This window comes from Streptomyces sp. NPDC014734 (genome assembly GCF_043083325.1).
Lineage (GTDB): Bacteria > Actinomycetota > Actinomycetes > Streptomycetales > Streptomycetaceae > Streptomyces.
The window spans coordinates 111,616-138,373 of sequence record NZ_JBIBYN010000006.1; the positions used below are offsets into that span (position 1 = coordinate 111,616).

27 protein-coding genes and 2 pseudogenes are annotated in these 26,758 nt (G+C 70.2%); 19 read left to right on the plus strand and 10 right to left on the minus strand.

The genetic code is table 11. The features are described from left to right. Positions 1-68: 68 nt before the first annotated feature. Entirely contained in the window at positions 69-818 is a 750-nt protein-coding gene (locus ACF1CT_RS12520) for a Crp/Fnr family transcriptional regulator (protein ID WP_391783969.1), read from the minus strand. Positions 819-1,211: 393 nt separating this feature from the next. Here ACF1CT_RS12520 and rpsL point away from each other — a divergent pair, with 393 nt between their 5' ends. The 4 genes from rpsL (at position 1,212) to tuf (ending at position 5,576) form a co-directional block, all read left to right on the plus strand. Continuing rightward, positions 1,212-1,583, plus strand: coding sequence for a 30S ribosomal protein S12 (gene rpsL / locus ACF1CT_RS12525; protein WP_003948652.1), 372 nt, complete (start codon positions 1,212-1,214; stop codon positions 1,581-1,583). Positions 1,584-1,585: 2 nt separating this feature from the next. Then, positions 1,586-2,056, plus strand: a complete 471-nt coding sequence (gene rpsG, locus ACF1CT_RS12530) for a 30S ribosomal protein S7 (RefSeq protein ID WP_072485550.1) — start codon at positions 1,586-1,588, stop codon at positions 2,054-2,056. 38 nt (positions 2,057-2,094) lie between these two features. Further along, on the plus strand, positions 2,095-4,221 hold the full coding sequence (fusA, locus tag ACF1CT_RS12535; RefSeq protein ID WP_391783794.1) for an elongation factor G: 2,127 nt from the start codon (positions 2,095-2,097) through the stop codon (positions 4,219-4,221). A gap of 161 nt (positions 4,222-4,382) precedes the next feature. Next, entirely contained in the window at positions 4,383-5,576 is a 1,194-nt protein-coding gene (tuf, locus tag ACF1CT_RS12540) for an elongation factor Tu (RefSeq protein ID WP_391783795.1), read from the plus strand. A 200-nt stretch (positions 5,577-5,776) separates the two neighbouring features. Here the strand turns inward: tuf and ACF1CT_RS12545 are convergent, their stop codons facing one another. The 4 genes and pseudogenes from ACF1CT_RS12545 to ACF1CT_RS12560 form a co-directional block, all read right to left on the minus strand. Continuing rightward, a complete protein-coding gene (locus tag ACF1CT_RS12545; RefSeq protein ID WP_391783796.1) occupies positions 5,777-6,874 on the minus strand; it encodes a MerR family transcriptional regulator in 1,098 nt (365 codons plus the stop codon). Between the two features lie 46 nt (positions 6,875-6,920). Continuing rightward, positions 6,921-8,975 carry a PIG-L family deacetylase gene (locus ACF1CT_RS12550; protein WP_391783970.1) on the minus strand — a complete coding sequence of 685 codons (2,055 nt, stop codon included), beginning with the start codon at positions 8,973-8,975 and terminating at the stop codon, positions 6,921-6,923. A 277-nt stretch (positions 8,976-9,252) separates the two neighbouring features. Beyond that, positions 9,253-9,567 (minus strand): annotated as a pseudogene (locus ACF1CT_RS12555) (hypothetical protein); the annotation flags it as partial. Positions 9,568-9,940: 373 nt separating this feature from the next. Further along, positions 9,941-11,197: a hypothetical protein gene (locus ACF1CT_RS12560; protein WP_391783797.1), complete on the minus strand. Its 1,257-nt coding sequence runs from the start codon at positions 11,195-11,197 to the stop codon at positions 9,941-9,943. 604 nt (positions 11,198-11,801) lie between these two features. Between ACF1CT_RS12560 and ACF1CT_RS12565 the strand changes: the two are divergent. After that, a pseudogene (locus ACF1CT_RS12565) lies at positions 11,802-12,525 on the plus strand (hypothetical protein). A gap of 41 nt (positions 12,526-12,566) precedes the next feature. Here the strand turns inward: ACF1CT_RS12565 and ACF1CT_RS12570 are convergent. The 3 genes from ACF1CT_RS12570 to ACF1CT_RS12580 all read right to left on the minus strand — a co-directional run bounded on the left by ACF1CT_RS12570 (position 12,567) and on the right by ACF1CT_RS12580 (position 15,162). Next, positions 12,567-13,439, minus strand: coding sequence for a hypothetical protein (locus ACF1CT_RS12570; protein ID WP_391783798.1), 873 nt, complete (start codon positions 13,437-13,439; stop codon positions 12,567-12,569). Between the two features lie 35 nt (positions 13,440-13,474). Next, complete coding sequence (locus tag ACF1CT_RS12575) at positions 13,475-14,455, minus strand: helix-turn-helix domain-containing protein (RefSeq protein WP_391783799.1); 981 nt, start codon at positions 14,453-14,455, stop codon at positions 13,475-13,477. A 215-nt stretch (positions 14,456-14,670) separates the two neighbouring features. Continuing rightward, positions 14,671-15,162, minus strand: coding sequence for an ATP-binding protein (locus tag ACF1CT_RS12580; protein WP_391783800.1), 492 nt, complete (start codon positions 15,160-15,162; stop codon positions 14,671-14,673). Positions 15,163-15,326: 164 nt separating this feature from the next. On the opposite strand from ACF1CT_RS12580, the gene ACF1CT_RS12585 reads away from it, so the two are divergent. The 3 genes from ACF1CT_RS12585 to ACF1CT_RS12595 all read left to right on the plus strand — a co-directional run bounded on the left by ACF1CT_RS12585 (position 15,327) and on the right by ACF1CT_RS12595 (position 16,704). Further along, positions 15,327-16,205 (plus strand): helix-turn-helix domain-containing protein, encoded by an 879-nt coding sequence (locus ACF1CT_RS12585; protein ID WP_391783801.1) that lies wholly within the window; start codon positions 15,327-15,329, stop codon positions 16,203-16,205. Then, on the plus strand, positions 16,202-16,411 hold the full coding sequence (locus ACF1CT_RS12590; RefSeq protein WP_391783802.1) for a DUF397 domain-containing protein: 210 nt from the start codon (positions 16,202-16,204) through the stop codon (positions 16,409-16,411). The genes ACF1CT_RS12585 and ACF1CT_RS12590 overlap by 4 nt, the downstream gene beginning before the upstream one ends. Positions 16,412-16,494: 83 nt before the next feature. Continuing rightward, entirely contained in the window at positions 16,495-16,704 is a 210-nt protein-coding gene (locus ACF1CT_RS12595) for a DUF397 domain-containing protein (protein WP_391783803.1), read from the plus strand. 131 nt (positions 16,705-16,835) lie between these two features. Here ACF1CT_RS12595 and ACF1CT_RS12600 read toward each other — a convergent pair whose 3' ends face one another. Both ACF1CT_RS12600 and ACF1CT_RS12605 read right to left on the minus strand, forming a co-directional pair. Next, positions 16,836-19,190, minus strand: coding sequence for a poly(A) polymerase (locus ACF1CT_RS12600; RefSeq protein WP_391783804.1), 2,355 nt, complete (start codon positions 19,188-19,190; stop codon positions 16,836-16,838). Beyond that, complete coding sequence (locus tag ACF1CT_RS12605) at positions 19,191-20,900, minus strand: RNA ligase family protein (protein WP_391783805.1); 1,710 nt, start codon at positions 20,898-20,900, stop codon at positions 19,191-19,193. Positions 20,901-21,452: 552 nt separating this feature from the next. Between ACF1CT_RS12605 and rpsJ the strand changes: the two genes are divergently transcribed. From rpsJ to rpsQ, 11 genes are read left to right on the plus strand one after another with little or no spacing between them, the layout of a single operon-like run. Further along, a complete protein-coding gene (rpsJ, locus tag ACF1CT_RS12610; RefSeq protein WP_003948644.1) occupies positions 21,453-21,761 on the plus strand; it encodes a 30S ribosomal protein S10 in 309 nt (102 codons plus the stop codon). Positions 21,762-21,774: 13 nt separating this feature from the next. After that, entirely contained in the window at positions 21,775-22,419 is a 645-nt protein-coding gene (rplC, locus tag ACF1CT_RS12615) for a 50S ribosomal protein L3 (RefSeq protein WP_148838704.1), read from the plus strand. A gap of 7 nt (positions 22,420-22,426) precedes the next feature. Beyond that, entirely contained in the window at positions 22,427-23,077 is a 651-nt protein-coding gene (gene rplD / locus ACF1CT_RS12620; protein WP_391783806.1) for a 50S ribosomal protein L4, read from the plus strand. Continuing rightward, entirely contained in the window at positions 23,077-23,400 is a 324-nt protein-coding gene (gene rplW / locus ACF1CT_RS12625; protein ID WP_391783807.1) for a 50S ribosomal protein L23, read from the plus strand. The genes rplD and rplW overlap by 1 nt, the downstream gene beginning before the upstream one ends. 50 nt (positions 23,401-23,450) lie before the next feature. Beyond that, complete coding sequence (gene rplB / locus ACF1CT_RS12630) at positions 23,451-24,287, plus strand: 50S ribosomal protein L2 (RefSeq protein ID WP_283853424.1); 837 nt, start codon at positions 23,451-23,453, stop codon at positions 24,285-24,287. 12 nt (positions 24,288-24,299) lie between these two features. Further along, positions 24,300-24,581 (plus strand): 30S ribosomal protein S19, encoded by a 282-nt coding sequence (gene rpsS, locus ACF1CT_RS12635; RefSeq protein WP_003966956.1) that lies wholly within the window; start codon positions 24,300-24,302, stop codon positions 24,579-24,581. A gap of 41 nt (positions 24,582-24,622) precedes the next feature. Beyond that, the gene (rplV, locus tag ACF1CT_RS12640) at positions 24,623-24,970 is read left to right on the plus strand and encodes a 50S ribosomal protein L22 (RefSeq protein WP_009997296.1); all 348 of its coding nucleotides are present in this window, start codon (positions 24,623-24,625) and stop codon (positions 24,968-24,970) included. Beyond that, positions 24,970-25,809: a 30S ribosomal protein S3 gene (rpsC, locus tag ACF1CT_RS12645; protein ID WP_148838707.1), complete on the plus strand. Its 840-nt coding sequence runs from the start codon at positions 24,970-24,972 to the stop codon at positions 25,807-25,809. The genes rplV and rpsC overlap by 1 nt, the downstream gene beginning before the upstream one ends. Positions 25,810-25,814: 5 nt before the next feature. Further along, positions 25,815-26,234 carry a 50S ribosomal protein L16 gene (rplP, locus tag ACF1CT_RS12650; RefSeq protein ID WP_072485538.1) on the plus strand — a complete coding sequence of 140 codons (420 nt, stop codon included), beginning with the start codon at positions 25,815-25,817 and terminating at the stop codon, positions 26,232-26,234. Then, positions 26,234-26,458: a 50S ribosomal protein L29 gene (gene rpmC, locus ACF1CT_RS12655; protein ID WP_014047786.1), complete on the plus strand. Its 225-nt coding sequence runs from the start codon at positions 26,234-26,236 to the stop codon at positions 26,456-26,458. Before rplP ends, rpmC begins: the two co-directional genes overlap by 1 nt. Next, positions 26,458-26,742: a 30S ribosomal protein S17 gene (rpsQ, locus tag ACF1CT_RS12660; protein WP_030977953.1), complete on the plus strand. Its 285-nt coding sequence runs from the start codon at positions 26,458-26,460 to the stop codon at positions 26,740-26,742. Before rpmC ends, rpsQ begins: the two co-directional genes overlap by 1 nt. Positions 26,743-26,758 lie beyond the last annotated feature (16 nt).

Consider the following 26,758-nt stretch of genomic DNA (forward strand, 5'->3'; position numbering starts at 1 on the left):
CGGAACCTGCGGGACGTACGGAACCTGCGGGATGTCGGGATGCGCGGGATGTCGGGATGCGCGGGGGCCTACGGCACCCGCGGGGCCTCGTGGCGGTCGCCCGGGCGGACGGCGTCCTGGGCCCGGGCGATCCGGCGGAGCGCGTCCGGTCGCCTGATCACCATCGCCCGCCGGCCCGTCACGACGATGCCCCGCTCCCGCAGGTCCTTCAGCAGCCGCTGGACCATTTCCCTGGACGCCCCGACCGCCCCGGCCAGCTCCTGCTTGCTCAGCGGTATGTCGAGTTCTATGCCGTCGTCCGTACGGCCGCCGTGGGTGCGTGCCAGATCGAGCAGCAGCACGGCGAAGCGTTCGCGCACGGTCATCGCGGCGAACTCCAGGCTGCGGCGGTCCGCGGCCCGCGTCCGGTCGGCGGTCAGGGCCAGGAGTGTGAAGGTGACCGCGGAGGAGCCGGCCACGAACGCACGGAACTTCTCGTGGGCCACGACCACGGCCCGTACCGGGGACAACGCGGTCACCGTCGCCGAGCGGGGCCGGCCGGTGAGCGCGGCGGACTCGCCGACGATGTCGCCGGGGCCGCGCAGGGCGTGCAACGCCTCGTAGCCGTTCGGGGCGGAGGTGGTGACCTTCGTCCAGCCGTGGAGGATCAGCAGGACATGGGCGGAGGGTTCCTCCTGGCGGAGGAGGGGCGCCTTGGCGGCGAAATCCAGCTCGCGGCCGAGTCGGAGCAGGGACATCCGGTCCGCCCGCTCCAGCCGTGCGAGAAAGGGAACCCGGTCATCGAGTCCGTCGCCGTCGGACGCGTACGCCGCCGTCATCACGCCCCCGATCGTGCGATCGCCCGCCGCGCCGTTCAATGTACTGAGAACGTGCACGTCCGGATCGCCGAGATCGATTTTCCGCCGGATGTCGGTGAGTGGCTGTCTCATTCCCGTCGCCCCGCCCCCGAGCTGCGGAAGCCCGGCGTGTCGGGGTGAGACGCATTTGTTTTGACCGGAGTCGACGAGGTAGGTACGCTCAGACCTTGTGCCTGGGGTGTGCCTGGGCTCGTGTGCGTGTCTTCAGCCGCACCGCGAGTTCGTCGACGGCCGCCGCAATCTGCGCCAGTCCTGCCTTGCGGCAGCGGCCTGCAGTATTCGACACACCCGACCGCGTGGGTCGGTGGCGTTCCAGGTTAGTTTCACGAACGGCACACAGAAACCGGAGAAGTAGTGCCTACGATCCAGCAGCTGGTCCGGAAGGGCCGGCAGGACAAGGTCGAGAAGAACAAGACGCCCGCACTTGAGGGTTCGCCCCAGCGCCGCGGCGTCTGCACGCGTGTGTTCACGACCACCCCGAAGAAGCCGAACTCGGCACTCCGTAAGGTCGCGCGTGTGCGTCTGACCTCCGGTATCGAGGTCACGGCCTACATCCCGGGTGAGGGACACAACCTGCAGGAGCACTCCATCGTGCTCGTGCGTGGTGGCCGTGTGAAGGACCTGCCGGGTGTTCGTTACAAGATCATCCGCGGCTCGCTCGACACCCAGGGTGTCAAGAACCGCAAGCAGGCCCGCAGCCGCTACGGCGCCAAGAAGGAGAAGTAAGAATGCCTCGTAAGGGCCCCGCCCCGAAGCGCCCGGTCATCATCGACCCGGTCTACAACTCTCCTCTTGTCACCTCGCTGATCAACAAGATCCTGCTCGACGGCAAGCGTTCCACCGCCGAGCGCATCGTGTACGGCGCCATGGAGGGCCTCCGCGAGAAGACCGGCAACGACCCGGTCATCACGCTGAAGCGCGCTCTTGAGAACGTCAAGCCGTCGCTTGAGGTCAAGTCCCGCCGTGTCGGTGGCGCCACCTACCAGGTGCCGATCGAGGTCAAGCCGGGTCGCGCCTCGACGCTCGCGCTGCGCTGGCTCGTGGGTTACTCCCGCGCCCGCCGCGAGAAGACCATGACCGAGCGCCTCATGAACGAGCTGCTCGACGCCTCGAACGGTCTTGGCGCCGCAGTCAAGAAGCGTGAGGACACCCACAAGATGGCCGAGTCCAACAAGGCCTTCGCGCACTACCGCTGGTAGTCGCTACCCACATCGAGACCGAGAGAAGACTGAGCCTTATGGCCACCACTTCGCTTGACCTGGCCAAGGTCCGCAATATCGGGATCATGGCCCACATCGACGCGGGCAAGACGACCACCACTGAGCGGATCCTGTTCTACACCGGCGTTTCGTACAAGATCGGTGAAACCCACGAGGGTTCCGCCACGATGGACTGGATGGAGCAGGAGCAGGAGCGCGGCATCACCATCACGTCCGCCGCGACGACCTGCCACTGGCCCCTCAACGATGTTGACCACACCATCAACATCATCGACACCCCGGGCCACGTCGACTTCACCGTCGAGGTGGAGCGTTCGCTCCGCGTCCTCGACGGCGCCGTCACCGTGTTCGACGGTGTCGCGGGCGTCGAGCCGCAGTCCGAGACCGTCTGGCGTCAGGCGGACCGCTACGGCGTGCCGCGCATCTGCTTCGTCAACAAGCTCGACCGCACCGGTGCCGACTTCCTCCGCTGCGTCGGCATGATCTCGGACCGCCTCGGCGCGACCCCGATCGTGATGCAGCTGCCGATCGGTGCCGAGGCCGACTTCACGGGTGTCGTCGACCTCGTGACGATGAAGGCCTTCGTCTACCCCGTCGAAGCGACCAAGGGCGAGGCGTACAACGTCGTCGACATCCCGGCCGAGCTCGCCGAGGCGGCCGAGGAATGGCGCGGCAAGCTCCTGGAGTCCGTCGCGGAGAACGACGAGGCGCTGATGGAGCTCTACCTGGAGGGCGAGGAGCCCACCGCGGAGCAGCTCTACGACGCCATCCGTCGCATCACCATCAACTCCGGCAAGGACGGCGAGACGACCGTCACCCCGGTGTTCTGCGGCACCGCGTTCAAGAACAAGGGCGTCCAGCCCCTGCTCGACGCCGTCGTGCGCTACCTTCCCTCGCCCCTGGACGTCGAGGCCATCGAGGGCCACGACGTCAAGGACCCCGAGGCCGTCGTCAAGCGCAAGCCGTCCGACGAGGAGCCCCTCGCGGCGCTGGCGTTCAAGATCATGAGCGACCCGCACCTCGGCAAGCTCACCTTCGTCCGGGTCTACTCGGGCCGCCTGGAGTCCGGCACCTCGGTGCTGAACTCCGTCAAGGGCAAGAAGGAGCGCATCGGCAAGATCTACCGCATGCACGCGAACAAGCGTGAGGAGATCGACTCGGTGGGCGCCGGCGACATCATCGCCGTCATGGGCCTGAAGCAGACCACCACCGGTGAGACGCTCTGCGACGACAAGGCGCCGGTCATCCTGGAGTCCATGGACTTCCCGGCCCCGGTCATCCAGGTCGCCATCGAGCCCAAGTCCAAGGGTGACCAGGAGAAGCTGGGTGTCGCCATCCAGCGCCTCTCCGAGGAGGACCCGTCCTTCCAGGTGCACTCCGACGAGGAGACCGGCCAGACCATCATCGGTGGTATGGGCGAGCTGCACCTCGAAGTGCTCGTCGACCGCATGAAGCGCGAGTTCCGCGTCGAGGCGAACGTCGGCAAGCCGCAGGTCGCGTACCGCGAGACGATCCGCAAGGCCGTCGAGCGCGTCGACTACACCCACAAGAAGCAGACCGGTGGTACCGGTCAGTTCGCCAAGGTGCAGATCGCGATCGAGCCCATCGAGGGCGGCGAGGCCTCGTACGAGTTCGTCAACAAGGTCACCGGTGGCCGTATCCCCCGGGAGTACATCCCCTCGGTGGACGCGGGTGCGCAGGAAGCCATGCAGTTCGGCATCCTGGCCGGCTACGAGATGACGGGCGTCCGCGTCATTCTTCTCGACGGTGGTTACCACGAGGTCGACTCCTCCGAGCTGGCCTTCAAGATCGCCGGTTCGCAGGCCTTCAAGGAGGCCGCGCGCAAGGCGTCCCCGGTTCTCCTCGAACCGATGATGGCCGTCGAGGTCACCACGCCCGAGGACTACATGGGCGATGTCATCGGCGACATCAACTCCCGCCGTGGCCAGATCCAGGCCATGGAGGAGCGCAGCGGCGCTCGCGTCGTGAAGGGCCTCGTGCCCCTCTCGGAGATGTTCGGCTACGTCGGAGACCTCCGCAGCAAGACCTCGGGTCGCGCAAGCTACTCGATGCAGTTCGACTCCTACGCCGAGGTTCCGCGGAACGTCGCCGAGGAGATCATCGCGAAGGCCAAGGGCGAGTAACTCTCCCGAGCTCACGCTTTAGGCTTGTCACCGGAGCCTCGTGGGGCATTCGTCGCGGAGCGCAAGCAATGCGGTGAATGTCCCCGGCCCCGGCATCCCAGCAAAGATCACCCTGGCGCCGATGAAGCAAGGCGTACAGAACCACTCCACAGGAGGACCCAGTGGCGAAGGCGAAGTTCGAGCGGACTAAGCCGCACGTCAACATCGGCACCATCGGTCACATCGACCACGGTAAGACGACCCTCACGGCCGCCATTACCAAGGTGCTGCACGACGCGTACCCGGACCTGAACGAGGCCTCGGCCTTCGACCAGATCGACAAGGCTCCCGAGGAGCGCCAGCGCGGTATCACCATCTCCATCGCGCACGTCGAGTACCAGACGGAGTCGCGTCACTACGCGCACGTCGACTGCCCGGGTCACGCGGACTACATCAAGAACATGATCACCGGTGCCGCGCAGATGGACGGCGCCATCCTCGTGGTCGCCGCCACCGACGGCCCGATGCCGCAGACCAAGGAGCACGTGCTCCTGGCCCGCCAGGTCGGCGTTCCGTACATCGTCGTCGCCCTGAACAAGGCCGACATGGTGGACGACGAGGAGATCCTGGAGCTCGTCGAGCTCGAGGTGCGCGAGCTCCTCTCCGAGTACGAGTTCCCGGGCGACGACGTTCCGGTCGTCAAGGTCTCCGCTCTGAAGGCCCTTGAGGGCGACAAGGAGTGGGGCAACTCGGTCCTGGAGCTCATGAAGGCCGTCGACGAGGCCATCCCGCAGCCCGAGCGTGACGTCGACAAGCCGTTCCTGATGCCGATCGAGGACGTCTTCACGATCACCGGTCGTGGCACCGTCGTCACCGGTCGTATCGAGCGTGGTGTCCTCAAGGTCAACGAGACCGTCGACATCGTCGGTATCCGCCAGGAGAAGACCACCACCACGGTCACCGGCATCGAGATGTTCCGCAAGCTGCTCGACGAGGGCCAGGCCGGTGAGAACGTCGGTCTGCTCCTCCGTGGCATCAAGCGCGAGGACGTCGAGCGCGGCCAGGTCATCATCAAGCCCGGTTCGGTCACGCCGCACACCGAGTTCGAGGCCCAGGCCTACATCCTGTCGAAGGACGAGGGTGGTCGTCACACCCCGTTCTTCAACAACTACCGCCCGCAGTTCTACTTCCGTACCACGGACGTGACCGGCGTCGTGACCCTCCCCGAGGGCACCGAGATGGTCATGCCGGGCGACAACACCGTCATGTCGGTCCAGCTGATCCAGCCGGTCGCCATGGAGGAGGGCCTGAAGTTCGCCATCCGTGAGGGTGGCCGGACCGTGGGCGCCGGCCAGGTCACCAAGATCGTCAAGTAATTACTTGATCGTCTGACCTGGTTGCTCCGCACAGAGCACCAAGAAGGGCCCCGTCCCGCCGCGTATGCGGTGGGACGGGGCCCTTCGGCGTGTGGGGCGGGGGCGCCCCGGTCCTGGGGTCCGCGGGATTCGTCCTCGCTGCGGCGTGGGTGTTCCGGCGACGGGCGGAGTGGCCTGCGGTTCTCGGGCGGGGCGGCCGGTCAGTTCTCCAGCCGGACGGGCATCAGCAGCGAGAAGGTGTCCTCGGAGTCGGTCCGGCGGATCGCGAGGGGGGCGGTCGGGGCGCCGAGTTCCAGGACCAGCCGGTCACGGGCTCCGGCGGCGAGGGCGTGCAGCAGGAACTCGCGGTTGACGGCGATGACGTCGTCCCGGTGGTCGTCGCCGTCGTCGAGGACGGTCACCGTGCCGTCGTCCGTCGGCCCGAGCAGGCTGAGGTCGCCGCACGGGCCGTCCTGTCCGCGCACCGTGCTCGGACGGGTGGGGCCGGTTTCCACTGCCTGCCGGAAGGCCGGGGCGTCGACGAGCACCCGGCGTCCGGCCGGCAGGCGGACGAGGCGGCGGTAGTCGGGGAAGTCGTGGTCGGGGCACCGGCCGGCCGCCTGGCGGTCGCCCGCCTCCAGGATCACGCGGTCACCGTCCACGGTGAGGTGCGTGGCCGCGTCGTCGATGAGCAGCGCCCGCATGGCGTCGGCGAGCGGGGACGGGACGACGACCTGCACGCGGGGGCCCTCGTGCCCGGTCGTACCGGCGTGCGCGACGGCCAGCCGGTACCGGTCGGTGGCCACGAGCCGGAGTTCTCCGCCCTCGAAGTCGAACAGGACGCCGTGGAGCATGGGGAGGTCCGGGTCGGTACCGGCGGCGAAACGGACCGCGTCCAGGGCGGTGGCCAGTTCGGGGGCGGAAACCGTCGAGCGGAGCGTTGTGGTGCGGAGCGCAGCCATGGGGTTCTCCCTGTGGTCGAGTAGGGCTCGGATCGTGGAGAACTCGCCGCGGGCGTCGGACAGGCCCCTTTCGAGCCGGAGCAGATGCGCCCGGAGCAGTTGCCGTACCAGGTCGCTGTCGGCGGCCGACCATCCGGCCAGTACCAGCCGGATGTCGGCCAACGGCATACCGGTCCGGCGCAGCCCGGCCAGCAACACGGATTCGGCGAGCTGCTCGGGGGCGTACCACCGGTAGCCGCTGTCCGGGTCCACCCGGGCCGGGACCAGCACGCCCGCACGGTCGTAGAACCGCAGGGTGCTCACGCCGAGTCCGCTGTCGCGGGCCATTTCGCCGATGCTGCGCATCTCGTTCTCCACGCCCTGAACTCTGGGCCCTTGACCAGGTCGAGGGTCAACAGCGTCGTCAGGGGCGCCAGAGCCAGGGGTGGGCGTCGACGCCGAGGGCCACGACGACCGGGCGGCCGTCCTTGCCGAGGTGCAGGGCAGGGGCGTCCAGCGGTACCGGGCCCTGTTTCCGTACGGTGAGGCCGTGAGGGGTACGGAGCTGGACCAGGCCCGTCGCGGTGCGGCCGAGGAGGGTGGGGGAGTGCGCCGGGCCGACGGCGGTCACCGGTCCGTAGCCGTCGAAGCCGGTGGGGGTTCCGGTGTTCCGGCCGTGTTCTGCGATGCCGGTGCCGGTTTTGTCCGTCGTCCCGCCGGTCCGGACGGTGGTCAGGGCCGCCTTCGCCTCGGCGCGGTAGAAGAGGTCGACGGTCCCGTCCGGTGAGGCCAGGGCGCCGGGACCGTCGCCGGGGATCGGTACTCCGCTGATCTGGGTGCGGGCGGTGACCGGGGCGCCGGGGGTGTCCTGCGCCCAGTGGTGCACCGCGAAACGCCCCGCGGCGTAGACGTGGACCCGGGCCTCGGAGTCGACCACGGCGGACAGCCCGTCCTGGATCTCGCCGCCGCCCATGTCGCGCCAGTCGTCCCACCGGCCGGACACGTCCCGTACCCGGGTGCTGAGACCTTTCTCCGCGTTCCGGACGAACAGGTGGACGCGCCCGTCGGGGGCGGTGACCGCGACGGGGACGCCGATGCGGCGTCCGGTGTCCTGCCCGCGCTCCGGATTGCCCAGCCCCTTCCAGGCGCGGAAGTCGCCGCCGGGGGAGCCCTGTTCCAGGGCGACGATCTCGCGGGTGTTGTCGGAGCCGTGCCCGCCGATCGCGTCGAAGCGCAGGCCGAACAGGAGCTGTCGCCCGTCCGGCAGGGCCGTGCCGCCGAGGACCGGGGCGAGCGGGCCGCCGCCGAGGTCGTCCGGCAGGCTCCACATCCCGCTGCCCGGCGTGCTCTCGCGCCAGCGGACCGCGCGCAGCCCCAGCACCCCGTACGCGACGAGCCGCCCGTCCGGTTCGGTGCCGAGGACGGGACGGGGACCGGGGTAGCGGTAGTGGGTGGACCGCACCCAGCCCTTGCGGTTGGTGAGCGGCCGGTCGCCGCCCACGTTGTAGTCGCCGCAGCCCCCCGGGTTGCCGCAGTCCCAGTCGGCCGAACCGCCGTAGGGGACCAGGACCTCCGCCTTCCGGGCCAGGACGGCGGGCGGCAGGTTCTTGGGCCAGTGCCGGTTGTAGTAGGCCCGGTAGGCGGTGGTGGCGAAGCTGGGCACCTCGCCACCACGGGCGGTGACCCGTGCCACCCACCGGATCAGTGCCGTCCAGGTGAACAGCGCGGTCGCGGTGTGGTCGGGGTGGTCGGAGTAGCCCTTCTGCTCGCTGTCCCGGCGTCGGGCGGCCTCGGTGCTGTGCTGGATGTCGGGGTCCGGGTCCAGGGTGTGCACGGCGGTCGGCCGGTACGTGTCGAAGAGCCCGACCAGGACGTCGAGCAGCCCGTCGTAGGTGTACGAGCCCGCCTGACGCAGCGGTGAGTCGTCGGCGACGACGGTGGGCAGGACGAGTCGCCGGTCCTGCCAGAGGCTGGGCAGCCCGAGCCGTCCGTAACTGGTGTGCATGGCGGTGTTGATGAAGATGAGCTCGACCCGGCGGCCGTCGTGCGCGAGTCGGTTGATCTCGGCGCGGTGTCCGCCGTCGAGTTCGAGGACCGACTTCTCCCAGTTCGTGAAGCTGTCGAGGCCGAGCAGGGTCGCGTAGGCCTGGCGGAGCCCCTGGTGCCGGGAGGAGGAGTACGCGGCCTTGTCGGGGGCGGGACGCGGACGCCCCGGCATGCGGTTGACGCCGTCGGCCTCGCCGCCGGTCAGGTAGACGCAGACCAGGGGCGTTTTGTCGTGGAACGCCTGCCGGGTGTCCGGGTTCATGAAGTACAGGTCGTCGTCCGGATGGGCGAGCACCTGCATCATCAGGGCCGGTCGCGCGGTGCTGATCGGCAGGCCGGGCAAGGGGTCCGGGGCCGGATTGCGGCGGCGGGGCGGCGCGAGGGCCGTGCAGGCGGGGAGTGCGGCGGCGCTCGCCGCGCTGATCGTGGCCATCAGCAATGTGCGCCGCGGCAGCCCCGTGCGGGCCGCGCGCGGCGCGGATCTTTCCGTCAACACCGTGCTCCGTCCATTCCCCCGCAGCGGCGGCGGGCGCGCCCCGCGCTGCGCTGCGTACTGATTCCGTGCAGGCCGCGACGGGGGGAGGGCCGCGCTTGCGGGGGGATAGACGGAGTTGGGGAGGGACAGGTTGCCTGGTCGGGGGCGTCGAGTGCGTAACGCGGCGGTCGAGACCCACCACCGGGGCGACGAGGTCATGACGCGGGGAGTGACATCACGGCCGGGCGGTGAAGATCTCCTCGGCGGAGGTGGCGGTGACGGCCCGCACGAGCCACTGGCGCAGGGTCTCGGGGTCGCCGCAGTCGGTGATCCGCTCGCGCACGGTGTCGGGAACGGTGAGTCCGCGCTGTTCCAGTACGAGCAGGATGCTCTCGGCCTGGCCTTGCGCCCTGCCCTGCGCCCTGCCTTCGTCCCGGATTTCCTCCGACATGAAGGACTTGTAGAAGGAGAGGTCCACGGCCACCAGGTTCCTCCGTCGTCGTGCGGCCGGGCGGTTGCCCGGGCCCTGTGCGGTGAGTCCGGCGAGGGGCCGGTTCCTCGGCGGTCAGGTCCTCGGCCGGGGTGCCGGGCCCTCGACCGGGATGTCGGTCCCGGCCGGGGGGCCGACATATGTCCGGGGTGGTGTGTCGCGGCGAGCATATGCCTGCGCATCGGCGGAAGAGCCGGGCCAGTTGGCAAACCTCACCTGTGCGGGTGAGTGACGGAGCGACGGGAGGAAGGCGAGGGCCGGAAAGGGCGGTTTCCCCGTCCTTGATCTCTTGAGGTCGCGGGCGACCGTGTTCCGGCCCACGATGTCGAGGCACGCCGGACCGCGGGTCCACCGCATCGCCGGTTTCGCGATCCGGTGACCCGCGCGCCCGCGCACCGCCGGGACGGGCTGCTTCGTGGTGAATGCATGGGGGTCAGGTCCGGGTGACCGTGCCGCAGCCCTTCCTGTCGTCGGACAGAGCCGCGCTGCGGTCGTACGGGTCCGATGCCGAACCCGTGGCGGCGGGGTCGGGTGCGTCGTCGGGGAACTGCGGGTGCGCGTAGCCGTCGTAGACCTCGCAGGCCGAGTTGTAGAGCTGGTAGTCGATCCGCACCAGGGCAGGTTTGTCCGCCGTCGTCTGCCACTTCGCGGGGTCGTACAGCACCAGCGTCAGTACGCGTCGCATCAGAGTGCGCTCGACCTGTGACGAACCGGACTCCGCCTTCCGCACCGGGTAGACGAAGGTGTAGTCGGCGTGCACCTCGACCGAGCCGGGTTTGCCCGCCTCGAACGTCATCCGGCCCCGCGTCTTGACCACGTCGCCGACCAGGCGGACCTGCCCGGGATCGAAGCGGGTGAACAGGGCAAGCGGATCGTGGTCCTTGGTGGGGTGGTCCAGCGCCGTCCGGAAATCCGTCTGGATGTCCTTCTGGCGGGGTTCGAGCAGGTCGAGCGCCGCCCCGGTGGGTTCACCGCGCAGAGTGGCCGGGTCCAGATTGGTCGCCACCAACAGCTTCTTCATCGTGGACAGGGCATGCTTCACCCGCTGCTCGCTCATCCCGCCGACCGCCTTGGCGGGCGGAACCTCGATGCCGTCCGCGCCGTCGGCCCAGCGGAGCGCGGGCGACCCCCGGAACGGCTCGGCCAGGGTGGGGCCGTCGTCCCGCGCCTCGGTGGACGGGGCCGACGTCGGCCGCGCGGACTCCGGCGGCAAGGGTGGAAGCGCGGTCGTGTCGGACGCGTCGTCCCGCCACGGCAGGTGATCCGTCAGCAGGCTCGGACGCATCGCGACCAGGACCAGAGCCACCACCGCCAGGACGGCAAGAGCCGATACGAAGCCGCTCCGCTGTCGTGCACGGCCGTTCTTCCGCCACTCGGGCCCGGTCCGCCAGCCCTCCGGCTGCCAGGCGCCCGCCACCGGGGCCTTCTTCCGCCCCGGCCACAGCCGGCCTCCCTTGCGCGACCGGGCCGCCGCCGCGCCCTCGTCCAGCGCCCGCATCCGCGCGGTCACCATCCGGGCCCGCGCGGAGGGCTCCTTGGGCGCGTTCTCCCGCCCGGCCCCGCTCTCGGCCTGCCGGAGGAACTCCGCCCATTCGTCGTCGGACGGCGAGGAGCCTCCGGCGGAGGGCGAAGCGCTCTCCCCGGACGACGTGGAACCTTCTTCGGGCGGCGGTGCCGCAGTGCTGCTCATGAATCCCCGATCCGCAAAGTACCGAACGGGAGTTCTACCGGTTGGCCGATCTTCGTGTCCAGCGCGAGCGGTGCCGTCGCCGGGGCGGTGCTCCTCCGTTCGTACTGCTTTTCGGGGTGGATGGGCCGGGTGCATATGCCAACTGCGGGCATGCTGTGTGGGACAGCAGGACATCGAGTCCCCGCCGCTGCCGCGCGAAGCGACGCGATCCATCCCTGGGCCCAGGAGGAACCCGGAAAGTGCGACGGGACGGGGTCCGCAAGGGACGAGACGGGCCCGAGAGGGACGAGACGGGCCCGAGAGGGACGAGACGGGGCGGATTCCCGTACCAGCGAGGTGAACGGAGACGGCACCGTGAATCTGATCCTCGACAAGGGCGGGAACGGTGGCGACGGGCTGCCGGAGAGCCGTGGCCGGGACCGCGGGAACCGCCGAGCCCTGATGGCGGTCCCGGTGTGCCCAACCCGCCGCAGTCCGGGGCATCCGAGGTGCGCGAGCAGTGACCGATGACGTGAACACCGGGTCTCCCCGGCGTACGGAGCCGGGGCGAGTCCTGTCCGAGCGGGGCGTCCTGTCTCCGGACTGAGCGCCCGCCTTCAGCGCGGTGCCCCGGTCCGCGTTCCTGCCCGATGTGATGTGGCCGTTCGACATGGACGCCGGGCGGAGCGTGGCCGTCAGCAGAACGGACGATCCCGAGACCTGGCACCGGTACGCCGACGCGGACGTACCCGTCGTCACGCAGTGGGACGACGGCAGGCGCGAAGGGACCGCACCGGGCCGTGAGCCCACGAGTTCGGCGTCCATGCCGAGTGTGGTGTTCCGGACGCTGCGGGATCTCGACGTGCGGCCGGGACACCGGGCGTTGGAGATCGGCACGGGGACCGGGTGGAATGCCGCCCTCCTCGCCCACCGCCTGGGCGCCCGGCACGTCGTCACGGTGGAGGTCGACGAGATCGTCTCGGACGCGGCGCGAGCTCGGCGCGTGTGTTGGGAACTGCTCCAGCACCGTCGCCGAGAAGCGCGGAGGGACACGGCCGGTGTGGTTCTACGGGCTCACCGACGGTTCGTGGGCATGCGTCATGTTCCGCGACCAGGGCACGGCGCGCGTGTGGCAGTCGGGGCCGCGCCGCCTGTGGGACGAAGCCGAAGCCGCCCATCGGTGGTGGGAGCGCCATGGCCGCCCCGGCTTCGACCGCTTCGGACTCACCGTGGACGGCGACGGGGAACACCTGTGGCTCGACGCCCCCGACCGTCCCGTCCATAGCGGCATGCAGGGCGTGTTGCCCCTGGCCTCACCTGTCAAGGATCTCGGGCGGGCCAGGGGCTGACGACCGTCGGCCGTCTCCGCGCTCGGGAGTTCAGCCACGGGCTACTTCGCGGTGAAGATCTCCTCGGCGGAGGTGGCGGTGACAGCCCGCACGAGCCACTGGCGCAGGGTCTCGGGGTCGTCGCAGTCGGTGATCCGCTCGCGCACGGTGTCGGGAACGGTGAGTCCGCGCTGTTCCAGTACGAGCAGGATGCTCTCAGCCCTGCCCTGCGCCCTGCCTTCGTCCCGGATTTCCTCCGACATGAAGGACTTGTAGAAAGAGAGGTCCACGGCCACCAGGTTCCTCCACTGTTGTGCGGCCGGGCGGTTGCCCAGGCCCTGTGCGGTGAGTTCGACGATGGGGTCGGTGATTGCTTCCGGGGTGTCCCGCAGTGCGGCGGACAGGGTTTTCAGTATGGCACCGACGTCCGGATTGTCGGCGTGTGTGATGGCGGCCAGGGTGGCGAGCGCGAGGTCCTTGCGGGCTTCGGCCACGTCGGTGATGACGGGCATGTTGTGCGGCCCGGCGACGAGGGGGCTCAGCGTGAGCGTCTGCCATCGACGGACGCCGATGGAGATGGGGCGCGCGGCCCATTCGGCGGTGGCGTGGTCCTGGCAGACGACCAGCAGCAGGACGGGCAGGCCGTATCTGTTGTGGAGATAGCTGACGTAGTACGGCCAGCTCGCGGTCTTGCGCGGGTCCTTCTTGCCCTGGGCCTCGATGGCGAGGACGAACGGCCCGTCGTGCTCCGTCTCGATGCGCAGGAGGGTGTCCACCCGGCGTTCGACGGGGCGGGCCTCGGTGAGGTCGGTGGGCAGGGCGGTGGCCGAGGTGGGCGGTGGGATATCGACTCCGAGTACCTCGGAGCCGCGGGAGAAGAGGCCGGGGTACTCCTGGAAGATGCGGTGCATTGCCTCGTGGGGTGAGCTGACCATACGGGTCCGTTCGGGTTGGTGGGTGATGTTCCGGGTCAGGCGGCTGTGTGGAGGTCCGACCGGCAGTCGCGGCACCGGCCCGGGTGGTGGGAGCGGAAGGCGCGGTCGCAGCGGTCGCAGTTCTGGAGCGGGGCGACGGTGACGTCGGGCCGTGCGAGTGCGGCGATGTCCTGGGAGCCCGGCAGCGGTGGTGGCAGGAGTGTCGTGATCCGGTGGCGCAGGAGTCCGGCCGGGTGCTTGAGAGGAGCGGGGAGGTCGGTGGTGAGGGCGTGGTGGATGGTGTCGGGGCGGGCGTCGCGTTCGAGCCAGGTGGCGACGCCTGGGGCGAGGGCGCGGATGTCGTTCTCGGAGAGGATGAGCCGGGGCGTGCGACGGCGCAGGTTCGCGAGGAGCGCGGTGGCCGCGTGCTGGAGTTCCGGCGTGAGTTCCTGCGGTCGGGGCAGCGGGGCGGGTGGCGGTGTGCTGCGCGCGGTGGGGTCCGGTCCGAGGGCGGGGGCGGGCTGAGGCCGCGGTGCGGGGTTCGGGACGGGGGCGGAGTCGGGAGCGGCCGGGGGCGGCGACGACGGCAGTGGTGATGATGCGGGCGGCGAGGCCGGCTCGCGGGCGGCGGCATGTGTCCGAGGGGTTGTTGTGACGGGGTGCGCGGTGGTGCCGGGCTGGTTGTACGAGAAGGTGCGGGTGACGATGCGGCCGTCGGCGAGGCGCACGCGGCTGCGGTGGAGGTAGCCGTGGGCTGCGAGTTCACGCAGTGCGGCGGCGATGCGGGCCTCGCTCTCGGGGAAACGTTCGGCGAGCCGCTTGATGCCGATCCTGGCTCCGGCGGGGAGCGACTGGATGTGGGCGGCGAGCCCGATCGCGGTGAGGGAGAGGCCGCGGTGCTGGGCGAGGTGGTTGCCGATGACGGTGAAGCCCGCGGCATGCCGGAAGTTGACGTGGATGACACCGGATGACGGTGTGCCGTCTTCGAGTACGGGGGACACACCGCGCGAGGGCGCGGTAATCTGCGAGGTATCCATCGGGAAGCTCCTACTTCCTCGGTGGTCAGGCCCCCGGTTGAGACTGTGAATCTCGTCGGGGGCCGTCGCATGTCTGGAGTTGTCGCGGCGAGCATAGGCCGGTCAACCCACGTGAAATCCAGCCCGGTTGCCCCATGTCACCCGAGTGAGTGACGCGTGCGGGACGGTGGTCGGGTTCGGTTGGGGAGGGTGATTTCCCCGGGTTCTTCAAAGCTTTATGCGTCGTGGGGCGCGGGGACTCGGCTCACCGGGTCGCGGCTTTCCGCGACCCGGTGGAGCGGTCGCGGTACGAGGTCGATCTCGGCCCAGATCGTCTTGCGGGGGACGGGGCCGACATCGACGCCCCAGCGGTTGGCGAGCGCTTCGACGATGAGGAGGCCGCGCCCGCTCTCCGCGTCGTGGTCGGGGGCGGAGGCGACGGGCAGTCGCTCGCCCAGGGTGTCGGTCACCTCGATCCGCAGGAGCTGGTCACGGCGGGCGGTGAGGCGGAGCTGGAAGCTCCGGCCCGGTACGCGGCCGTGAACGGCGGCGTTGGCGGCGAGTTCGGCGACGATGTGCGCGGCCGGATCCGTGGGAAGCCCCCAGTCGCTCAGGCGCGCCGTGGCGAAGACGCGGGCGAGCCTGGCGCCTCGACCGGTGGGGAAGAGCCGCACGATGAACTGGCGCGTGGGAGTGGAACGTTCGGTTCGGGTGATGTGTTGGTTCACGCCACTCAGCGTGGCCGTGCCCGCGTACCGTGAACAGTGAGAGGCCACTTACGTACGGTGACTGTCCCGTGCTTGTCCAGTGCTGTCCCGGCTGTCCGGGGTGACGTGTGGGAGACACCAGAGGTTGGGCCCAAAACGGTAAGCGCGTCGGAAGTGGGGCACGGATGAGCGTGGATGTGGCCGGAACGGGGCGTGGGGACGCCGGGGCGGACGAGCCGGGCTGGGACGTCGATCCCGATGACGAGTCGGTGGTGGCTGTGGTTGCCGCGGTGGGGCGCCAGATCAAGGCGTGGCGGGAAGCGGCGGGGCTGCGCGCCGCGGAACTGGGAGCCGCGATCGGGTACGGGGAGGACCTCGTCTACAAGGTGGAGGGCGGCCGACGCATCCCCCGGCCGGAGTTCCTGGACGGGGCGGACGAAGTGCTGGGCGCGGGCGGGAAGATCACCGCGATGAAGCAGGACGTGGCGGAGGCGCGGTACCCGAAGAAGATCCGGGATCTGACGAAGCTGGAGGCCAAGGCGGTCGAGATCGCGGCCTATATGGCGCACGGCCTGCACGGACTGTTGCAGACTCCGGGCCATGCGAGGGCGCTGTTCGAGGCCAGGCAGCCCGCGTACTCGCAGGACGAGGTGGAACGGATGGTGGCCGCGCGGATGGCGCGGCAGTCGGTCTTCGAGCGATCGCCCGGACCCGCTTTCAGTTTTGTCCAGGAGGAGTCGGCGCTCAGGCGCCCCATCGGGGGCACGATGGAGTGGCGGCGTCAGCTCGAACGACTCCTGGAGATCGGGCAGTTGCGCAATGTCACCCTTCAAGTGATGCCTACGCACCGCGAGGCGCATCCTGGCATGGACGGAGACATCAGAGTGCTGAAGTTCAGAGACGGTTCAGCGGTGGGGCGTTCGCACGGGGCGTTCAACGGGCGCGGGGTGACCGATGCGAAACAGCTCCGTATCCTCGAACTGCGGTATGGCGTCATCCGGGCCGAGGCTCTCACGCCCCGAGAGACTCTGGCCCTCATCGAGCGAATGCTGGGAGAGACATGATCCGCAGTGCTTCCGGACAGGACGTTTCCGAGTCGGCCTGGTTCAAGAGCAGCTACAGCAGTGACGGCAACGAAGGTGACTGCGTCGAGGTCGCGGCGGCACCCGATGCGGTGCTCGTGCGCGACTCGAAGAACGCGCAGGGGGCTCGGCTCGTCTTCGCGCCGGGTGCGTGGGCGGGCTTCGTCTCGTACGTGTGGGAGAGCTGAGCGGTCGTGCCCCGCCTTGTTCGGGCTCGGGTCCTCTTGCCAGGAGAGCCACGGGCTTTCATCGAGCGAATGCTGGGAGAGACATGATCCGCATGACTTCTGCCCAGGACGTTTCCGAGTCGGCCTGGTTCAAGAGCAGTTACAGCAGTAGTGGCGACGGCAACGACTGCGTCGAGGTCGCGGCGGCACCCGACGCGGTGCATGTGCGTGATTCCAAGGACGCTGACGGACCTCGGCTCGCCTTCGCGCCGGGTGCGTGGGCGGGCTTCGTCTCGTACGTGTGGGCAAGCTGAGCGATTCGCGCTCCTCGGCGCGTGCCGGAGCCGTCTCACAACCTGCCGGATCTCCTGCTCACCGATGCTGAGCGTGCCGTGTGCAGGAGCCGGCCCCGGACGGTCCGCCGGTCTCACCGCCGGTCCCGCGCTCACCGCACATCCGGAGCCTCGCCCCCGCTCGCCCGCGTGATCCGTGCGTCGGGGAGGCCACGCAGCAGCTCCCCGCCGATCTCGGCGAGCCGGGGCGCGTCGGGCGGGGTGCGGCCGAGACCGATCGCGTACCGGACATGGGTGGCGTCGGCGTCGCACGGGCGGGGCCAGGCGTGGGCGTCCGGGGAGCCCGCATCCGCCAGGGCGGCGAGCAGGGCGAGGATCCGGCCCCGGAAGCGGCCCTCGTCCTCGCCGTGCCGTACGGAGACGACCGCCCAGGCGGCATGCCGCAGGTGCAGCGGCGGGCGGGCGCGGAGCCGGGCGCGCGGGACGGGGGCGGAGTCGGGAGCGGACTCCAGGATCTCCCAGGCGCGGAAGAGTTCCTCGGCGACGAGGTCGCGCCCCGCCGCGGAGAGCTGGGACGTGCAGCTGCGCACCGGGGCGGTCGGGGTCAGCACGGTCAGCGGGGCATCCCCGGGAGCGGTGTCCCGGTTGGCCTCCTCGACGCCCACCGGGCGGTTCCAGTCCCACGTGGCCCAGGTCGCGAAGAAGTGCCGGAGGAGTGGGAGCGGCGGGAGGTCGCCCGATTCGCGTGCGGTGCGGGCGGCCAGGACGGACCAGGCAAGGCCCGGCAGCCCGCCGCACGGGGCGGAGTCCAGACCGTGCGCCCTCGCCCACGCCTTCACCTCGCGGGCGAGCCGGACGAACGCCTCCCGGTGCGGGTTGGCCGCCGCGAGCACCGCGTCCGCGTCGCTCACCGCGCTGAGCGCCGTGGCTGCCGCCTCGCCCAGTTCGGCGCGGCGGGCAACCGCCTCGGCCGGGGGCAGCGGGCCCGTCGCGACGGTCACCAGGTCCACCCGCAGGCCCCTGACGCCGTCACTGCCCCCGACGTCGGCACCGGCACCGCCTCGGACACCGAAGCGCAGGCCGGGGACGCGGGCCCCGGTCACCTCGCGGATGTCGACGGCGTCCGGCAGGGCCGCCGCCAGGCGGGCCGGTATCCCCGGCAGCCCCCCGTCGCCGGGCAGCGCCGCCACCAGGTCCACGTCGGCGCCGGGCAGCGCGCAGCCCATCCGCCGTGAACCGGCAAGGTGGACACGGGCCCCCGGCAGGGCGGCGGTCACCCGGCGGACCAGGTCCGCGGCGACGGCCTCCTCGGCCGCGACGGCGGAGCGCTCGGCCGTCCCGCATGCCTCGTCCCGCGCGGCCTCGTCCTCCGGCGAGCCCCCGTCCTCCTCCGCCGCCCCGGCGGACAGCTCCACCCGCACCCCGAAGTGATCCGAGACGTACAGCCCGTCCAGTGTCGGCGCGTCGCCCAGCAGCGCCGCCGACACCGGCCGCAGCCGCTCCGAGCGGACCAGGACCCGGTCCAGCCGGGACGACCGCCCCGACAGGGAGGAGACGGCGGCCAGCGGATTGACCGACGGGTCGAACGTCGGCGTACGGTCGTCCGCCCCGTGCACCAGGCTCCACGCGTCAGGCATGCCCAGCCGGTCCTGCGGGGTGTTCCCGCCGTCGTTGAAGTCGCCGAGCAGCAGCACCTCGCCCTCGACCGACGCCAAACCGGTCGCGATATCGGTGAGTTCGGTGTCCCGGCGGCCCGCCCCGTCGGTCGAGTGGTCGCTGCTGAGGTGGGTGACCGCGACCGTCACCGGCCCGTCCGGGCCCTCCACGACAAGGGCGGCGAGCGCCTTGTGCGGGCCCAGGACGTGCAGGCCCGCCTCGCGCACCGGGACCCTGCTGAGCAGCAGCAGACCGCAGTCGGCGACGTCACGACGGGACGGTTCGGCCCACAGCGTGTAGTCCTCACGGGCCCAGGGTGCCGCCAACAGCATCGAGAGCAGGGCGGGTTCGGCCTCCTGGAGGGCGATGACGTCCGCGTCCGCGCGCTCCAGGGCGTCGAGGAGGAGCGGGCGGCGCCGGGCGGTGTCGATGCGGTCGCTGTCGTAGCGGTCCCAGAGGGTGTTCCAGGTCAGCACCGTCAGACGGCGGCCGGAGGAGGAGACGGGGGCCTGCGGATGCTCCTCCAGAGGCGCCCAGGCGCCCCGCGACGCGCGGTACGCGTGCGGGGTCCGCGAGGTGAAGAAAGGGGACGGCAGTCGGCGCGGGGCACGTACGCGTCCGGCGTCCGTGGCGTCGATCCGGTCCACACCGGAGGACCGGTCCCACACCAGCTCGCCGTCCGCCTCGAAGAACAGCACCCGGTGCCAGGGGATGTCCCCGCCCGGCGTGAACCGGGGCAGCGGCACCCGCTTCGGCACCGTCCCGCGCTGCGCCACGCCCAGTACGAAGCGCGCCGGATCGAACCGGGCGTCCCAGCGGACCCGGTGGTAGATCTCCTCGCTGGTACGCATCTACGCCCTGTCCTCCACGGTTCCGCTCGCGCCGACGTACCAGGTGCGGTGCGCCTGACCCGGGTACGGGGGCACGTACCGGTGCAGTTGCGAGGTCAGCACCTGCGGGGGCACCGGGTGGCTGCGGCGGCCGTTGCGGCGGACGAGTTCCGCCCCGTCGACCACGGTCACGGCGTGCGTGAGCAGCGCGTCCCGGCGCCGGGCGACCGCGTGCACCAGGGAGCGCTGGTGCGGGTTGAGCGAGGTGGCGTCCCAGACGACCGTGGCGCCCCCGGTCAGCGCGGCGTCCAGCCGGTCGAGGCCCTCGCGCAGCACCTCCCCGTTGGCCCGCTGGTCGGCGCGCGCACCCCGGGCGTCGCGCAGGTCGTCGAGCGAGAGATACGTGTCGACGCCCGGCAGGGCCCGGGCGAAGGTGCTCTTGCCGCTGCCGGACGGGCCGACCAGGTGGATCAGGCGCGGGAAGTCCCCGGTCCGCCACCGCCAGGTCGCGGCGACCGCCTCCTCGGCGGTGGCGACCCGGCCCAGCGCGTACGCCTCGCGGGCCTGCGCCCGGCAACGGGCGGCGGCGTCCGGGGCCAGGTCCGCGAAGGCGGCGTCCAGCCCCTCGGGCTCCCGCAGGCCCTCCGCGTGCAGCGCCGACCACTCCACCTGTTCGCGTTCCTCGTCCGTCCCCGCCACCGCGCCGGCCAGCGCGTGCAGCACCGGCAGATCGGCGGCGAACGACATCCGCACCAGGCCGGTGCGGCGTTCCTCGTCGGGGTGGGGGCGGTGCAGCGAGGGGTACAGCCCGACGAGGTCGGCGACGCGCCGGGCCACCGGCATCCCCACCGTCCGGGCCAGCGCGGGCGCGAGTTCCGCGCGGCGGCCCCGGTGGAGCAGCGCGGCCAGGACGCCGGTCAGCCGGTCGTCACCGGTCCGGCCCAGCGCGTCGAGCGCGTCGCCCGTCGCGGTGGCGGCCGCCGGGTCCCCGATGCCCGGGCCGGCCCCGTCGTCACCCGTCCCCGTCCCCGTAGCCGGGTACGCGGCGGCGGCCAGTGCCGCCGGGTCGACGGGCGCGCCGGACCGCACGGCCCACAGGGCGGCGGCCGGGCCGAGTCCGTTCTCCACCACGGCGGCGTGCATCCAGTGCGTGTCGGTCCGTACGTGACCGGGCCGCACCCACTTCGCCACCAGACGGCCGAAGCCGGCGGCGGCGAAACCGTCGGCGGGGCGCACGACGTAGCCCTCCTGGCGCCCGGTGTCCGGCCTCAGCGCCCGCAGGGCCTTCTCGGCGCGGGCGTCGAACACCCCGCGCCACAGCACGGGCGGTACCGGTATCCCCAGGCCGCGCAGGAACACCACGGTCCGGTCCCAGTCCAGGCAGCGCTCGCCGTCCCAGACCGAGAAGCCGTAGAAGAAGCTCTCCAGGCCGTCGTACGGGATCGAATGGCGGGCGAACATGTTCTCGCCGCACACCCGCCACCCCTCGGGGATCCGGGCGCCGATCCGGCCCTGGAGCGCCTTCACCCAGCCCCGGGAGGGGTGGTGGGCGGAGTCCAGGGAGCGGGCGTGCAGGCCGTCGGCGTAGAGCGTGGTGTTCTCGCCGTCCAGCTTCTCGGTCACCACGACCTCGCGGCCGGCCAGCGCGGCGAGGTCCGCGATCCGCACGTCGTCCGAGGTCGCCCCCGGCGACCAGGGCAGGTGGGCGGTGCGTGGATAGTGCGTACGCATGACGAGAGCCCCTGGTGACGACGGTGTGCCGACCGGCCACTGTAGGGGCGGGGACATGCGGCCCTCGACCGGATTTTCGACGATCCGCGGAGGGGTGCCGCGCACGTCCGCGCGATCCACCGGCCGCGCCCGCCGCGTGCCTCCGTTTGACCGGGCGGCGGCGGGGGGTAGGATTTCCGGCCCGATTGGCCAGGCTCGCGCGCCGTATGGCACACTGACCAGGTTGCTCGGTTGAGTGTCAATGCTGCGCGCCTCCCGCCGGGAGGACCGGAAGCGAGTCCCACAGTACTCGTCGACCCCCCGCGGGTCGGACGTACGGGAATCTTCCGGGAAGCGTCAGTGGGGCGCCGGCCAGGCACCCGGTGGGTATTCGCCCCCGACGCTCTTGATTGAGCACCAGCGCGGTCCTCGGGCCCGCACCCCCTTGGTTGGGACCTCCCGCATGGGAGATCTGCGTAGAGGGAGTGCGACACGCCCGACCGCGTGGGTCGGAGGCGGAAGCGGAACCACCGGGTTCCAGAGCGTTAGCGAGAGACAGGACTACTAGTAGCCATGGCGGGACAGAAGATCCGCATCCGGCTCAAGGCCTACGACCACGAGGTCATCGACTCCTCGGCGAAGAAGATCGTCGAGACGGTGACTCGCACTGGTGCGTCGGTCGCGGGCCCGGTGCCGCTGCCCACTGAGAAGAACGTGTACTGCGTCATCAAGTCGCCGCACAAGTACAAGGACTCGCGCGAGCACTTCGAGATGCGCACGCACAAGCGCCTCATCGACATCCTCGACCCCACGCCGAAGACGGTTGACTCGCTGATGCGACTCGACCTGCCGGCGGGCGTCGACATCGAGATCAAGCTCTGAGGTGACGCGCGAGATGGCTAAGAACATTAAGGGCGTCCTGGGCGAGAAGCTCGGCATGACCCAGGTCTGGGACGAGAACAACCGGGTCGTCCCGGTGACCGTCGTCAAGGCCGGGCCCTGCGTCGTCACCCAGGTCCGCACCAACGACACCGACGGCTACGAGGCAGTCCAGATCGCCTTCGGCGAGATCGACCCCCGCAAGGTGAACAAGCCCCTCAAGGGCCACTTCGCCAAGGCCGACGTGACCCCGCGCCGCCACCTGGTGGAGCTGCGCACCGCTGACGCCAGCGAGTACACGCTGGGCCAGGAAGTCACCGCCGAGGTGTTCGAGTCCGGCGTCAAGGTCGACGTCACGGGCAAGAGCAAGGGCAAGGGCTTCGCCGGTGTCATGAAGCGTCACAACTTCAAGGGCCTCGGCGCCGGTCACGGCACCCAGCGCAAGCACCGCTCTCCCGGTTCCATCGGTGGCTGCGCCACCCCGGGCCGTGTGTTCAAGGGCCTCCGCATGGCGGGCCGCATGGGCAACGAGCGGGTCACCACCCAGAACCTGACCGTTCACGCCGTTGACGCGGAGAAGGGTCTGCTCCTCATCAAGGGAGCGGTCCCCGGTCCGAACGGCGGCCTCGTCCTGGTCCGTACCGCGGCCAAGGGGGCTTGAGGAACCGATGAGCACCATTGACATCCTTTCGCCGGCAGGCGACAAGGCCGGGACCGTCGAGCTCCCCGCGGAGATCTTCGACGCCAAGACCAGCGTTCCGCTGATCCACCAGGTCGTTGTCGCGCAGCTGGCAGCTGCCCGTCAGGGCACGCACAAGACCAAGACCCGCGGCGAAGTCCGTGGTGGCGGCAAGAAGCCGTACCGCCAGAAGGGCACCGGCCGCGCCCGTCAGGGTTCGACCCGCGCTCCGCAGTTCGCCGGCGGTGGCGTCGTCCACGGCCCCGTGCCGCGTGACTACTCGCAGCGGACCCCGAAGAAGATGAAGGCCGCCGCCCTGCGCGGTGCCCTCTCGGACCGGGCCCGTCACTCCCGCATCCACGTCGTCACCGGCGTGGTCGAGGGTGCCGCCTCCACCAAGGCCGCCAAGACGCTGTTCGGCAAGATCTCGGAGCGCAAGAACCTGCTCCTGATCGTCGACCGCGCCGACGAGGCCGCGTGGCTGTCCGCTCGCAACCTGCCCCAGGTGCACATCCTGGAGCCGGGCCAGCTGAACACGTACGACGTGATCGTCTCTGACGACGTGGTCTTCACCCAGGCCGCCTTCGAGTCCTTCGTGTCTGGCCCCCAGACCGCTGAGACCGAAGGGAGCGACGCCTGATGAGCGAGGCGACCGTTACCAGCAAGACCTACACGGACCCGCGTGACGTCCTCGTCAAGCCGGTCGTGTCCGAGAAGAGCTACGCGCTGCTCGACGAGAACAAGTACACGTTCATCGTCGCGCCGGGCTCCAACAAGACCCAGATCAAGCAGGCCGTGGAAGCGGTCTTCTCGGTCAAGGTCACCGGGGTCAACACGATCAACCGCCAGGGCAAGCGCAAGCGCACCCGCACCGGTTTCGGCAAGCGCGCCGACACGAAGCGCGCCATCGTGACCCTCGCCGAGGGCGACCGTATCGACATCTTCGGCGGCCCGACCTCCTGACGGAGGTCGAGTTGTCCAGGATCCGGAATTCTTCCGAGGACTGAGAATCAATGGGTATCCGCAAGTACAAGCCGACGACCCCGGGCCGTCGTGGCTCCAGCGTCGCCGACTTCGTCGAGATCACGCGGTCCACGCCGGAGAAGTCGCTGGTCCGCCCGCTGCACAGCAAGGGCGGCCGTAACAACGCCGGTCGTGTGACCGTTCGCCACCAGGGTGGTGGCCACAAGCGCGCCTACCGCGTGATCGACTTCCGTCGTCACGACAAGGACGGCGTGCCGGCCAAGGTCGCGCACATCGAGTACGACCCCAACCGCACCGCGCGCATCGCGCTCCTGCACTACGCGGACGGCGAGAAGCGCTACATCATCGCGCCGCGTGGCCTGTCGCAGGGCGACCGTGTCGAGAACGGCCCGGCCGCCGACATCAAGCCCGGCAACAACCTGGCGCTGCGCAACATCCCGGTCGGTACGACCATCCACGCCATCGAGCTGCGGCCCGGCGGCGGCGCGAAGTTCGCCCGTTCCGCGGGTGCCTCCGTGCAGCTGCTCGCGAAGGAGGGCTCCATGGCCCACCTCCGCATGCCGTCGGGTGAGATCCGCCTGGTCGACGCCCGCTGCCGCGCCACGATCGGTGAGGTCGGCAACGCCGAGCAGTCGAACATCAACTGGGGCAAGGCCGGCCGCATGCGCTGGAAGGGCGTCCGCCCGACCGTCCGCGGTGTCGCGATGAACCCGGTTGACCACCCGCACGGTGGTGGTGAGGGCAAGACCTCCGGTGGTCGCCACCCGGTCTCGCCGTGGGGTCAGAAGGAGGGTCGTACTCGTTCTCCCAAGAAGGCGAGCAACAAGTACATCGTCCGCCGCCGCAAGACGAACAAGAAGCGCTAGGAGCGGGTTTAGATGCCGCGCAGTCTCAAGAAGGGGCCCTTCGTCGACGGCCACCTCATCAAGAAGGTGGACGTTCAGAACGAGGCAGGCACCAAGAACGTCATCAAGACCTGGTCCCGTCGCTCGATGATCGTCCCGGCGATGCTGGGTCACACCATCGCGGTGCACAACGGCAAGATCCACGTCCCGGTGTTCGTCACCGAGTCGATGGTCGGCCACAAGCTCGGCGAGTTCTCGCCGACTCGCACCTTCCGCGGCCACGTCAAGGACGACCGGAAGTCGAAGCGCCGCTAGGCGGGGTGGAACGACTCATGACTTACACCGAAGGGACAACCATGGAAGCCAGGGCCCAGGCGCGGTACATCCGCGTCACGCCCATGAAGGCCCGCCGCGTGGTGGACCTCATCCGTGGCATGGATGCCACGGAGGCTCAGGCGGTCCTGCGTTTCGCCCCGCAGGCCGCGAGCGTGCCGGTTGGCAAGGTGCTGGACAGCGCCATCGCCAACGCCGCACACAACTACGACCACACCGACGCCTCCACGCTGGTCATCAGCGAGGCGTACGTGGACGAGGGCCCGACCCTGAAGCGGTTCCGTCCGCGTGCCCAGGGCCGTGCCTACCGGATCCGTAAGCGGACCAGCCACATCACCGTGGTCGTCAGCAGCAAGGAAGGAACCCGGTAATGGGCCAGAAGGTAAACCCGCACGGGTTCCGGCTCGGCATTACCACGGACTTCAAGTCCCGTTGGTACGCCGACAAGCTGTACAAGGACTACGTCAAGGAAGACGTCGCCATTCGTCGCATGATGACGAAGGGCATGGAGCGGGCCGGCATCTCCAAGGTGGAGATCGAGCGCACCCGCGACCGCGTCCGCGTTGACATCCACACCGCCCGCCCGGGCATCGTCATCGGCCGCCGCGGCGCCGAGGCGGACCGCATCCGCGGCGAGCTGGAGAAGCTGACCGGCAAGCAGGTCCAGCTGAACATCCTTGAGGTCAAGAACCCCGAGGTGGACGCTCAGCTGGTGGCCCAGGCCGTCGCCGAGCAGCTCTCCTCCCGCGTCTCCTTCCGTCGGGCCATGCGCAAGAGCATGCAGAGCTCGATGAAGGCCGGCGCCAAGGGCATCAAGATCCAGTGCGGTGGCCGCCTCGGCGGCGCCGAGATGTCCCGCTCGGAGTTCTACCGCGAGGGCCGCGTGCCCCTGCACACGCTCCGCGCGAACGTCGACTACGGCTTCTTCGAGGCCAAGACGACCTTCGGCCGCATCGGCGTGAAGGTCTGGATCTACAAGGGCGACGTCAAGAACATCGCCGAGGTCCGCGCCGAGAACGCCGCTGCCCGCGCCGGCAACCGCCCGGCCCGTGGCGGCGCCGACCGCCCGGCCGGTCGCGGTCGCGGTGGCGAGCGTGGCGGTCGCGGCCGCAAGCCGCAGCAGCAGTCGGCTCCGGCCGCCGAGGCCCCCAAGGCCGAGGCTCCCGCCGCTGCCGCTCCGGCTGCTGAGAGCACCGGAACGGAGGCCTGACCGAAATGCTGATCCCCCGTAGGGTCAAGCACCGCAAGCAGCACCACCCGAAGCGCAGCGGTATGTCCAAGGGTGGCACGCAGGTTGCGTTCGGCGAGTACGGCATCCAGGCGCTGACCCCGGCGTACGTGACGAACCGCCAGATCGAGGCGGCTCGTATCGCGATGACCCGCCACATCAAGCGTGGCGGCAAGGTCTGGATCAACATCTACCCGGACCGTCCCCTGACGAAGAAGCCCGCCGAGACCCGCATGGGTTCCGGTAAGGGTTCTCCCGAGTGGTGGATCGCGAACGTCAAGCCGGGTCGGGTGATGTTCGAGCTGTCCTACCCGAACGAGAAGATTGCTCGTGAGGCGCTCACCCGCGCTGCTCACAAGCTTCCGATGAAGTGCCGCATCGTTCGGCGCGAGGCAGGTGAGGCGTGATGTCGGCCGGAACCAAGGCGTCCGAGCTGCGCGAGCTGGGCAACGAGGAGCTGCTCAACAAGCTCCGCGAGGCCAAGGAAGAGCTGTTCAACCTCCGCTTCCAGGCGGCGACCGGGCAGCTCGAGAACCACGGTCGGCTCAAGTCCGTCCGTAAGGACATCGCCCGGATCTACACCCTGATGCGCGAGCGCGAGCTGGGCATCGAGACGGTGGAGAGCGTCTGATGAGCGAGAAGACTGTGACTGAGACGAACACCGACCGCGGTTTCCGCAAGACCCGTGAGGGTCTGGTCGTCAGCGACAAGATGGACAAGACCGTCGTCGTCGCCGTCGAGGACCGCGTGAAGCACGCGCTGTACGGCAAGGTCATCCGCCGTACGAACAAGCTGAAGGCCCACGACGAGCAGAACGCCGCAGGCGTCGGCGACCGTGTCCTCCTCATGGAGACCCGGCCGCTGTCCGCGACGAAGCGCTGGCGCGTCGTCGAGATCCTCGAAAAGGCCAAGTAATTCCTGAGGGGCACTC

Bases quoted from the DNA above. Each gene is read 5' to 3' on its own strand.
- rplD (WP_391783806.1), top strand. From the start codon at position 22,427: ATGAGCACCATTGACATCCTTTCGCCGGCAGGCGACAAGGCCGGGACC.
- rplC (WP_148838704.1), top strand. From the start codon at position 21,775: ATGGCTAAGAACATTAAGGGCGTCCTGGGCGAGAAGCTCGGCATGACC.
- rplV (WP_009997296.1), top strand. From the start codon at position 24,623: ATGGAAGCCAGGGCCCAGGCGCGGTACATCCGCGTCACGCCCATGAAG.
- rpsG (WP_072485550.1), top strand. From the start codon at position 1,586: ATGCCTCGTAAGGGCCCCGCCCCGAAGCGCCCGGTCATCATCGACCCG.
- ACF1CT_RS12560 (WP_391783797.1), bottom strand. From the start codon at position 11,197: ATGAGCAGCACTGCGGCACCGCCGCCCGAAGAAGGTTCCACGTCGTCC.
- rpsJ (WP_003948644.1), top strand. From the start codon at position 21,453: ATGGCGGGACAGAAGATCCGCATCCGGCTCAAGGCCTACGACCACGAG.
- fusA (WP_391783794.1), top strand. From the start codon at position 2,095: ATGGCCACCACTTCGCTTGACCTGGCCAAGGTCCGCAATATCGGGATC.
- rplW (WP_391783807.1), top strand. From the start codon at position 23,077: ATGAGCGAGGCGACCGTTACCAGCAAGACCTACACGGACCCGCGTGAC.
- ACF1CT_RS12585 (WP_391783801.1), top strand. From the start codon at position 15,327: ATGAGCGTGGATGTGGCCGGAACGGGGCGTGGGGACGCCGGGGCGGAC.
- ACF1CT_RS12550 (WP_391783970.1), bottom strand. From the start codon at position 8,975: ATGGCCACGATCAGCGCGGCGAGCGCCGCCGCACTCCCCGCCTGCACG.
- ACF1CT_RS12575 (WP_391783799.1), bottom strand. From the start codon at position 14,455: ATGGATACCTCGCAGATTACCGCGCCCTCGCGCGGTGTGTCCCCCGTA.
- ACF1CT_RS12520 (WP_391783969.1), bottom strand. From the start codon at position 818: ATGACGGCGGCGTACGCGTCCGACGGCGACGGACTCGATGACCGGGTT.
- rpmC (WP_014047786.1), top strand. From the start codon at position 26,234: ATGTCGGCCGGAACCAAGGCGTCCGAGCTGCGCGAGCTGGGCAACGAG.
- rpsS (WP_003966956.1), top strand. From the start codon at position 24,300: ATGCCGCGCAGTCTCAAGAAGGGGCCCTTCGTCGACGGCCACCTCATC.
- ACF1CT_RS12590 (WP_391783802.1), top strand. From the start codon at position 16,202: ATGATCCGCAGTGCTTCCGGACAGGACGTTTCCGAGTCGGCCTGGTTC.
- ACF1CT_RS12595 (WP_391783803.1), top strand. From the start codon at position 16,495: ATGATCCGCATGACTTCTGCCCAGGACGTTTCCGAGTCGGCCTGGTTC.
- ACF1CT_RS12600 (WP_391783804.1), bottom strand. From the start codon at position 19,190: ATGCGTACCAGCGAGGAGATCTACCACCGGGTCCGCTGGGACGCCCGG.
- rpsC (WP_148838707.1), top strand. From the start codon at position 24,970: ATGGGCCAGAAGGTAAACCCGCACGGGTTCCGGCTCGGCATTACCACG.
- ACF1CT_RS12570 (WP_391783798.1), bottom strand. From the start codon at position 13,439: ATGGTCAGCTCACCCCACGAGGCAATGCACCGCATCTTCCAGGAGTAC.
- rplP (WP_072485538.1), top strand. From the start codon at position 25,815: ATGCTGATCCCCCGTAGGGTCAAGCACCGCAAGCAGCACCACCCGAAG.
- ACF1CT_RS12605 (WP_391783805.1), bottom strand. From the start codon at position 20,900: ATGCGTACGCACTATCCACGCACCGCCCACCTGCCCTGGTCGCCGGGG.
- rpsQ (WP_030977953.1), top strand. From the start codon at position 26,458: ATGAGCGAGAAGACTGTGACTGAGACGAACACCGACCGCGGTTTCCGC.
- rplB (WP_283853424.1), top strand. From the start codon at position 23,451: ATGGGTATCCGCAAGTACAAGCCGACGACCCCGGGCCGTCGTGGCTCC.